This is a genomic window from Streptomyces sp. NPDC059695, from assembly GCF_042733785.1.
Lineage (GTDB): Bacteria > Actinomycetota > Actinomycetes > Streptomycetales > Streptomycetaceae > Streptomyces.
Map to the genome: position 1 here is coordinate 138,813 of NZ_JBHWFF010000017.1, position 8,822 is coordinate 147,634.

The 8,822-nt window shown below is 73.3% G+C and carries 10 protein-coding genes; 5 read left to right on the plus strand and 5 right to left on the minus strand.

The window, feature by feature from the left end:
• Positions 1-126: 126 nt before the first annotated feature.
• Positions 127-1,158 carry a glutamine synthetase gene (glnII, locus tag ACFV2S_RS22255; RefSeq protein ID WP_383797758.1) on the minus strand — a complete coding sequence of 344 codons (1,032 nt, stop codon included), beginning with the start codon at positions 1,156-1,158 and terminating at the stop codon, positions 127-129.
• A 337-nt stretch (positions 1,159-1,495) separates the two neighbouring features.
• Between glnII and ACFV2S_RS22260 the strand changes: the two genes are divergently transcribed.
• A complete protein-coding gene (locus ACFV2S_RS22260) occupies positions 1,496-2,401 on the plus strand; it encodes a Gfo/Idh/MocA family protein (RefSeq protein ID WP_385561765.1) in 906 nt (301 codons plus the stop codon).
• Complete coding sequence (locus tag ACFV2S_RS22265) at positions 2,385-2,894, plus strand: GNAT family N-acetyltransferase (protein WP_385561768.1); 510 nt, start codon at positions 2,385-2,387, stop codon at positions 2,892-2,894. Before ACFV2S_RS22260 ends, ACFV2S_RS22265 begins: the two co-directional genes overlap by 17 nt.
• Here the strand turns inward: ACFV2S_RS22265 and ACFV2S_RS22270 are convergent.
• Positions 2,863-4,284 carry a PLP-dependent aminotransferase family protein gene (locus ACFV2S_RS22270; RefSeq protein ID WP_385561772.1) on the minus strand — a complete coding sequence of 474 codons (1,422 nt, stop codon included), beginning with the start codon at positions 4,282-4,284 and terminating at the stop codon, positions 2,863-2,865. The two genes, ACFV2S_RS22265 and ACFV2S_RS22270, sit on opposite strands and share 32 nt — an antisense overlap.
• Complete coding sequence (locus ACFV2S_RS22275; protein ID WP_385561865.1) at positions 4,281-4,715, minus strand: MarR family transcriptional regulator; 435 nt, start codon at positions 4,713-4,715, stop codon at positions 4,281-4,283. Before ACFV2S_RS22275 ends, ACFV2S_RS22270 begins: the two co-directional genes overlap by 4 nt.
• Before the next feature lie 75 nt (positions 4,716-4,790).
• Here ACFV2S_RS22275 and ACFV2S_RS22280 point away from each other — a divergent pair, with 75 nt between their 5' ends.
• Entirely contained in the window at positions 4,791-5,651 is an 861-nt protein-coding gene (locus ACFV2S_RS22280) for an alpha/beta fold hydrolase (RefSeq protein ID WP_385561775.1), read from the plus strand.
• A 2-nt stretch (positions 5,652-5,653) separates the two neighbouring features.
• Here ACFV2S_RS22280 and ACFV2S_RS22285 read toward each other — a convergent pair whose 3' ends face one another.
• Positions 5,654-6,013 (minus strand): arsenate reductase family protein, encoded by a 360-nt coding sequence (locus ACFV2S_RS22285; protein ID WP_385561778.1) that lies wholly within the window; start codon positions 6,011-6,013, stop codon positions 5,654-5,656.
• Between the two features lie 149 nt (positions 6,014-6,162).
• Between ACFV2S_RS22285 and ACFV2S_RS22290 the strand changes: the two genes are divergently transcribed.
• The gene (locus ACFV2S_RS22290; RefSeq protein WP_385561781.1) at positions 6,163-6,438 is read left to right on the plus strand and encodes a hypothetical protein; all 276 of its coding nucleotides are present in this window, start codon (positions 6,163-6,165) and stop codon (positions 6,436-6,438) included.
• A gap of 161 nt (positions 6,439-6,599) precedes the next feature.
• Here ACFV2S_RS22290 and glnA read toward each other — a convergent pair whose 3' ends face one another.
• Entirely contained in the window at positions 6,600-8,024 is a 1,425-nt protein-coding gene (gene glnA, locus ACFV2S_RS22295; RefSeq protein ID WP_383802326.1) for a type I glutamate--ammonia ligase, read from the minus strand.
• Between the two features lie 222 nt (positions 8,025-8,246).
• On the opposite strand from glnA, the gene ACFV2S_RS22300 reads away from it, so the two are divergent.
• The gene (locus tag ACFV2S_RS22300) at positions 8,247-8,714 is read left to right on the plus strand and encodes an RDD family protein (protein WP_385561784.1); all 468 of its coding nucleotides are present in this window, start codon (positions 8,247-8,249) and stop codon (positions 8,712-8,714) included.
• Positions 8,715-8,822: the final 108 nt, after the last annotated feature.

Consider the following 8,822-nt stretch of genomic DNA (forward strand, 5'->3'; position numbering starts at 1 on the left):
CCTTGTGTGTGTCGCTGTTTTGCTTTTTTTCCAGACGCTCTCGGCCGGGGTGGGGGGGCTGTCCCGCGGGGGCGGGGGCCCCCGTTTCGCCCCCCGGGCGCCCCCCCCCTCGGGCGTCGGTGCGGATCAGACCTGGCCGGCCTTCTCCAGGGCCTCGCAGCAGGTGTCCACGATCAGGCGGGTCACCACGTACGGGTCCACGTTCGCGTTCGGGCGGCGGTCCTCGATGTAGCCCTTCTGGTCCTGCTCGACCTGCCACGGGATGCGGACCGAGGCGCCGCGGTCCGAGACGCCGTAGGAGTACTCGTCCCACGGGGCGGTCTCGTGCAGACCCGTCAGGCGCTCGTCGATGCCGGCGCCGTAGTTCTTGACGTGGTCGAGCGGCTTCGAGCCCTGGCCGAGGGACTCGCACGCGGTGATGATCGCGTCGTAGCCCTCGCGCATGGCCTTCGTGGAGAAGTTGGTGTGCGCGCCCGCGCCGTTCCAGTCGCCCTTCACCGGCTTCGGGTCGAGCGTCGCCGAGACGTCGAAGTCCTCGGCCGTGCGGTAGAGCAGCCAGCGGGCGATCCACAGCTGGTCCGAGACCTCCAGCGGGGCCAGCGGGCCGACCTGGAACTCCCACTGGCCGGGCATGACCTCGGCGTTGATGCCGGAGATGCCGAGACCGGCCTTGAGGCAGTTCTCCAGGTGCGCCTCGACGACCGGGCGGCCGAAGATCTCGTCCGCGCCGACGCCGCAGTAGTAGCCACCCTGGGCGGCCGGGAAGCCGTTGACCGGGAAGCCGAGCGGACGGGTGCCCTCGAAGAAGGTGTACTCCTGCTCGATGCCGAAGATCGACTCCTGCGCGGCGTAACGGCCGGCGACCTCGGCCAGCGCGGCACGCGTGTTGGACTCGTGCGGCGTCATGTCCGTGTTGAGGACCTCGCACAGCACCAGGATGTCGTTGCCGCCGCGGATCGGGTCGGGGCAGACGAAGACCGGCTTGAGGACGCGGTCCGAGGCGTGACCCTTGGCCTGGTTCGTGCTGGAGCCGTCGAAGCCCCAGATCGGCAGCTCGTCGAGGGCGAGGCCCTCACCGGCGATGATCTTCGTCTTGGAGCGAAGCTTCGCGGTCGGCTCGGTGCCGTCGATCCAGATGTACTCAGCCTTGAAGGTCACGGGTCTCATCCTTTGGCGTGCTGCTGCGGGTTTCCGCTGCGGCTCGCGGCACTGCGAGAAGCTGCGGTCTCTGCGCTGACTGCGCGGTTTGTGTTCGACCGCAGCTTGGCAACACGGGATTTCCCGACGGTTGCCCGTTTGTGAACCCCGTGTTACTCAGCTTTTCCGATCTTCGCCCGACCGCGGTGCCGCGGCACGAACCACAGCCGGTCCTCCCTCCGCGAGCCGCCCGGCCTCCACCGGGGCCGCCCGGTCTCCCGCGTCGTATACGGGGTTCGGGCGCCCACCCGCCGACCGGGGCGCGGTGGCTGTCGGTGGCGACCGGCAGACTGGGGGCATGGCGAAGAACCTCGGCACGAAGCCCCGTATCGGACTCCTCGGCACCGGCCCCTGGGCCGCCCGCACGCACGCGCCCGCGCTCGCCGGGCATCCCGGTGTCGAGTTCAGCGGGGTGTGGGGCAGACGCCCCGAGGCGGCCGCCGCGCTCGCCGCCGCGTCCGGCACGCGCGCGTACGAGGACGTGGACGCCCTCTTCGCCGCGAGCGACGCCGTGGCCCTGGCCCTTCCGCCGGACGTCCAGGCCCCCCTCGCCGTCCGGGCCGCCGCCGCCGGCTGCCACGTCCTGCTCGACAAGCCGGTCGCCACGACCGTGGCGCTCGCCCGGGAGGTGACCGGGGCGGTCGAGGCGGCCGGGGTCGCCTCGGTCGTCTTCTGCACGCTGCGGTTCGCGGAGCCGACCGCCCGCTGGATCGACGAGCAGGCGGACGCGGGCGGCTGGTTCCTGGGCGAGGCCCACTGGCTGGGCTCGCTCTACGGCCCCGGCTCCGCCAGCGCCTACGCGGCCTCGCCCTGGCGGCGGGAGAAGGGCGGCCTGTGGGACGTCGGCCCGCACGTCCTCTCCGTGTACCTGCCGGTCCTCGGCGATGTCACCGGCATCACCGCCGCCCCCGGCCCGGACGACACCCACCACCTGGTGCTGCGTCACGCCTCGGGGGCGAGCAGCACGGCCACCCTGACCCTGAGCGCGCCCCCGGAGGCGGCGGAGGCGGCCCTCACGCTGTACGGCACCGCCGGCCGGGCCGCCATGCCCCGCTGGGACGGCGCGCTGGGGGCGTTCGGCGCCGCCGTGGACGCCCTGGTCACCGCCGCCCGCACGGGCGAACCGCACGCCTGCGACGCCCGGTTCGGCCTCCGGATCACGGAGATCCTGACGGAGGCGGAGCGGCGTGCGGCCCGCGCCTGACGAGGGCGGCGGCGCGGGCGGGGTGCCGGTCCTCCGCGCCGTCACGCCCGCCGACTGGGTCCTGTGGCGCCGGGCCAGGATCGCCTCCCTCACCGTCTCGCCCGAGGCCTTCGGGGTGCGGCTCGCCGACTGGGACCGGGGCGGCGAGGAGCGGTGGCGGGCCCGGTTCGACGACCCGGCCGCGTACGGCGTCCTGGCGGTCCTCGGCGGCCGGCCCGTCGGGATGGCGGCCGGACTCCTCGCCCCGGACGCCGTTCCGGAGCTGCGGTCGGTCTGGGTCGCGCCGGAGGCCCGGGGGCGCGGCCTCGCCGCCCGTCTGATCGCGTCCGTGGAGACCTGGGCGCGCGGCACGGGAGCGGGCGCGCTCCGGCTCTCGGTGCTGGCGGGCAACGCCCCGGCCGTCACGCTGTACGAGCGCCTCGGCTACGTCATGGAGAACGGAGGGTCGGGTGACGAGCGGGTCATGACGAAGCGGCTCGGCGACGTCCGCTGAGGCCTTCCGCGAGCGCCTCGCACAGGGCGTCCAGGGCCGCTCCGTACAGCCGCTCCGGCGGGGTGGCGTAGCCGACGACCAAACCGTCCGGACGGGCGGGGCCGCGGGCGTCGGGGTGGCGGTAGGCGGCCAGGCCCTCGGTGGCGACCCCGTGCCGGGAGGCCGCGGCGAGCACCGCGTTCTCCGTGCCGGAGGGCAGCTCCAGGACGGCGTGCAGACCGGCGGCGATCCCCGTCACCCGTACCTCCGGCACCCGTTCGGCGAGTACGGACGCCAGCCGGTCGCGCCGCTCACGGTGGCGGCGCCGCATGCCGCGGACGTGCCGGTCGTACGCGCCGGAGCCGAGGAAGTCGGCGAGGGTGAGCTGCTCGGTGGCCGAGGCGTACGGCTCGCGCGCGCCCTTCGCGGCGACGACCCGGTCCACGAGCGAGGCCGGCGGGCACATCCAGCCGAGCCGCAGCGCGGGGGAGAGGCTCTTGCTGACGGAGCCGAGGAGGACGGTCCGCTCGGGGTCGAGGCCCTGGACGGCGCCCACGGGCCGCCGGTCGTAGCGGAACTCCCCGTCGTAGTCGTCCTCGACCACGAGTCCTCCGGAGCGGCGCGCCCACTCCAGGACGCCGGCCCGGCGCTCGGGGTGCAGGGGGCCGCCGGTGGGGAACTGGTGGGCGGGCGTGAGCAGGACGGCCCCGGCCTCCGGCGGGAGCTCCCCGGGCCGGGCCCCGTCCTCGTCGACGTCCACCGGCACGGTGCGGACCCCCGCCTCGGCGAGCAGGCTGCGGTGGAAGGGCAGTCCGTACGCCTCCACGGCCCAGGGGCGCCCGGTGCCGAGGACCCGCGCGAGCAGCCGCAGGGCGTGCGCGGCGCCGGAGCAGATCACGATCCGGTCGGGCGAGGTGCGGACGCCCCGCACGCGCGCGAGGTACTCGGCGAGCGCCGTGCGCAGTTCGACGCGGCCGTGCGGGTCGCGGGTCCCGAAGGCCTCGTGCGGCGCTTCGGTGAGGGCCCGCCGGGCGGAGGCGAGCCAGGGGCCGCGCGGGAAGGCGCCGGGGTCGGGCCTGCCCTGGACGAGGTCGTACGGGAGGGGTGGCGGCGCGGCGGGCCGTACGGGTCCGGGGGCGGGCGCGGCGACGCGGTCGGCGACCCGGGTGCCGGAACCCTGGCGGGACGTCAGCCAGCCGTCGGCGACCAGTTCGGCGTACGCGTCGGCGACGGTGTTGCGGGCGATCCCGAGGTCGGCGGCGAGCGAGCGGTAGGGCGGCAGCCGCGTCCCGGGGGCGAGCCGCCCCTCGCGGACGGCCTCGCGCAGGGCGAGGACGAGCGCGGCCCGCCGGCTGCCGCCGGCACCGAGCTCCAGATGCAGGTCGTTCCCGGGGGCTCCGGCGTGGTTCACCGGCCCTCGCCGCCGTTCATGAGGTCCCGTACGCCGCCGAGGAACCGCCGTACCGCCCGGGTCTCCTCCTCGGTGAAGCCCGCGAGCAGCGCGACCGTCCCGTCGACGAGCGGTCCGAAGTGCGCGCGGCCCAGGTCCTTGGCGCGGTCCTCCACGCACAGCAGGACGCGGCGGCGGTCCCGGGCGTCCCGCGTCCTGGCCACGTGGCCGAGCCGTTCGAGGCGGTCGACGACGGCGGTGGTGCCGGCCGAGTTGAGGCCGAGGTGCTCGCCGAGCCACCCGGCGGTGGCGTCGGTGCCGGCGCGCTCGGCGTCGAGGAGGCAGATCAGGGCCCGTACGTCCGTCGGGTGCATGCCGTTGCGGGCGGCGAACTCGCTCTGGCGCAGGCCGTATTCGACGGTGACCTCGCGCAGCAGGTGGAAGATCCGCATCTCCGGTGACTCGGCCACTGGGCCCCCCTATTATCTCGCCGAGCGAGATTATTGCTGAACGAGAGGACTCGTGCCATGCCCCGCGCCCAGTCCCACCCCCGCGAGACGGACTTCGACGCCGCGTACGACGCGGTCCTCGCCCGATGGCCCCGGCCCACCACCGCCTCGGAACTCCGCACACCGCACGGCACCACCCATCTCCTCCACCACGGCCCCGCGGACGGTCCGCCCGTCCTCCTCCTGCCCGGCGGCGGGAGCACCGCCGCCTCCTGGGGCGCGACGGCCGCCGCGCTCGGCACCACCCACCGGATCCACGCCGTCGATCTTGTCGGCGGCCCGGGCCGCAGCCGGCCCGACGGCAGCCCGATCCGCACCGCCGCCGACCTCAGGACCTGGCTCGACGCGGTGCTCGACGGCCTCGGACTCGCCTCCGCGGCCTTCCTCGGCCACTCGTACGGCGGGTGGATCGCGCTCCGGTACGCCCTCGCGGCCCCCGACCGCGCCGACCGCCTGGTCCTGCTCGACCCCACCGGCTGCTTCGCCGGCTTCCGTCCGGCGTACCTCCTGCGCGCCCTGCCCGTGCTGCTGCGCCCGAGCGCCGCACGGGCCGAGGCCCTGCTCGCCTGGGAGACCGGCGGAGCGGAACACGACCCCGCCGCGCGGCGCCTCGACTGCCTCGCGGCGGAACGGCCCCGGCGGCGTCCGGTGACGGGCCCGCGTCCGACGCCCGCCGAACTGGGCGCGCTGCGGCCTCCCGTGCTGCTGCTCCTCGCCGGGGGCAGCCGCGTCCACGACGTGCGCCGGGTGGCCGCCCGGGCGCGGACGGCCGTCCCCGGCATCGTGCGGGAGACCCACCCCGCCGCGACCCACCACACGCTCCTGGAGAGTCCTCCGCCCGCCGCGCTGTCCGGGATCGCGGCGTTCCTGACGGGCTGACGTCAGCGGGACAGCGCGTCCCGCACGGCGTCCTCGGTGCGGGCGACGACGGCCGTGCCGTCCTCCGCCGTGATGATGGGCCGCTGGATCAGCTTCGGGTGGGCGGAGAGGGCCTCGATCCAGCGCTCCCGGTTCGCCGCGTCGCGGGGCCAGTCCTTCACACCGAGCTCCTTGGCGGCGGTCTCCTGGGTCCGCGTGATGTCCCAGGGTTCGAGTCCGAGGCGCTTCAGCACGGCGCGGATCTCCTCGGGGCCCGGCACGTCCTCCAGGTAGCGCCGGACGGTGTAGTCGGCGCCCTCCGCGTCGAGGAGGGTGAGGGCGCTGCGGCACTTGGAACAGGCGGGATTGATCCAGATCTCCATGGCCCCCACGGTACCCCCCAGGGCCTGCTCCACCACCCCCCAAACCCCATCTGGCCAGGGGCGATTGTCAGTGGGGGTCTCTAAAATAGGGGGTGAAGGTGAGGGTCCCGGGGAGGGCCCGCACCCCACCGTTCGCCAGGAGGTAGCCCATGGCTCTCGCCGTGATCCGGACGCCGTCCCTCGAACCCTGGAAGCCGCTCCAGAGGAAGCCGCTGCCCGCGGGCCGCCCCCGCGAGTGGTACGTCTCGCACAACCGCCGTCTGAAGGCGATGCGCCTCGCGATCGCCCTCCTGGACGCCGGCGTCTACGTCCCGTCGAAGGCGACGAACGCGACGATACGCACGACGGCCGAGAGCGTCGGCATCCACCCGCCCTCGGACACCACCTGCCGCATGGTCCGGGCCCTGATCCGCTACGGCCGCTGACAGCGGTGGGGCGCCGCCCGGCCCGACCGGGCGGCGCCGCCGTCGGCTCCCGCCCGCTCCCGGGCCACGGGCAGCCGGCCACGTGCCGGAAAGCGGCGAGGCCCGCCGCCCCTTCGAAGGGGACGGCGGGCCTCGGAAGAACCTCGCTCGCGCGGTACGGCCTAGAGGTCGAAGTAGAGCTCGAACTCGTGCGGGTGCGGGCGCAGCTGGATCGGGGCGATCTCGTGGGTGCGCTTGTAGTCGATCCAGGTCTCGATGAGGTCCGAGGTGAAGACGCCGCCGGCCTGGAGGTACTCGTTGTCGTCCTCGAGGGCGTGGAGCACGGCCTCCAGGTTGGTCGGGACCTGCTGGACGTTCGCGTGCTCCTCGGGAGCCAGCTCGTACAGGTCCTTGTCGATCGGCTCGGCCGGCTCGATCTTGTTCTTGATGCCGTCGAGGCCCGCGAGGAGCAGCGCCGAGAAGGCGAGGTACGGGTTCGAGGACGGGTCCGGCGCGCGGAACTCGACGCGCTTGGCCTTCGGGTTCGAGCCCGTGATCGGGATGCGCATGGCGGCGGAGCGGTTGCGCTGCGAGTACACCATGTTGACCGGGGCCTCGAAGCCCGGGACCAGGCGGTGGTACGAGTTCACCGTCGGGTTGGTGAAGGCGAGCAGCGACGGGGCGTGCTTGAGGATGCCGCCGATGTAGTAGCGGGCGGTGTCCGAGAGGCCCGCGTAGCCCGTCTCGTCGTAGAACAGCGGGTCGCCGTTCGCCCACAGCGACTGGTGGACGTGCATGCCCGAGCCGTTGTCGCCGAAGATCGGCTTCGGCATGAAGGTCGCGGTCTTGCCGTTGCGCCAGGCGACGTTCTTCACGATGTACTTGAAGAGCATCAGGTCGTCGGCCGCGGCGAGCAGCGTGTTGAACTTGTAGTTGATCTCGGCCTGGCCGGCGGTGCCGACCTCGTGGTGCTGGCGCTCGACCTGGAGGCCGACGTTCTCCAGCTCCAGGGAGATCTCGGAGCGCAGGTCGGCGAAGTGGTCGACCGGCGGGGCCGGGAAGTAGCCGCCCTTGTAGCGGACCTTGTAGCCGCGGTTGTTCTCCTCCGAACCGGTGTTCCAGGCGCCGGCCTCGGAGTCGATGTGGTAGAAGCCCTGGTTCGCCGAGGTCTCGAAGCGGACCGAGTCGAAGACGTAGAACTCGGCCTCGGGACCGAAGTAGGCGGTGTCGGCGATGCCGGTGGAGGCGAGGTACGCCTCGGCCTTCTTCGCGATGTTCCGCGGGTCACGGCTGTACTGCTCGCCCGTGATCGGGTCGTGGATGAAGAAGTTGATGTTCAGCGTCTTGTCGCGGCGGAAGGGGTCCACGCGGGCCGTCGACAGGTCGGCGCGGAGCGCCATGTCGGACTCGTGGATGGCCTGGAAACCACGGATCGAGGAGCCGTCGAACGCGAGCTCCTCGGACGGGTCGAAGGCCGTCGCCGGGATCGAGAAGTGCTGCATCACGCCGGGGAGGTCGCAGAACCGGACGTCGACCATCTTGACGTCGTTGTCCTTGATGAACTTGCTGACCTCGTCGGCGTTCTGGAACCCGTGCTTCTCGGACATCCAACTCCTCCTACTCCCGGCCCGGGGAGGGGCGGGCTTGCAGCTCGGTCGTGCGGCCAGTGCGGTGGCACACGCTGGACCCGACCATAGGCAGACGGGATTTCTCAAGCATGACCCTATTGTTTCGTCGAAGTTAACCGGGCCAGGTGCCGTTCTGCCGTGTCGGAGCCGTACGCCTACCCGGGCCGAACTGATCAAAAACGGGCGCAGTACCGTGGTCGGGTGGACAACAGGCAAGCACTCGGATCCTGGCTCTCCGGCCCCCGCGCGGCGGCCGAGGACGCCGGCGTCGACTTCGGCTACCGCGGTGAGCAGCTCGGGCTGCCCGAGGAGGGGCCCGGCTCGATCGCCCGCCCCGGGCGGCGCCTCGGCGCCCTCGCCGTCGACTGGGCCCTCTGCATCCTGATCGCATACGGCTTGATCACCGACGGCTACAACCAGGCGACGGGCAACTGGGCCCTGCTCATCCTGTTCGTCCTGAGCGCCCTGACGGTCGGCACCGTCGGCTTCACGCCCGGCAAGCGGCTCTTCGGCCTGCGGGTCGTCTCCGCGCGGGGCGGGCGCCTCGGCCCGTTCCGGGTGGCGCTGCGCTCCCTGCTGGTCTGCCTGGCGATCCCGGCCCTCATCTGGGACCGCGACGGCCGCGGCCTCCACGACCGCCTCTCCGGCGCCGTCCAGGTGCGGATCTGAGCCCACGCCCCCACCCGTACGAGGAAGGCCCCGGACCGCACCGTCCGGGGCCCAGTACCGTATAAACAAAAACCAACACACCAGAAAACCAAAAAAAACGGGGAGCGG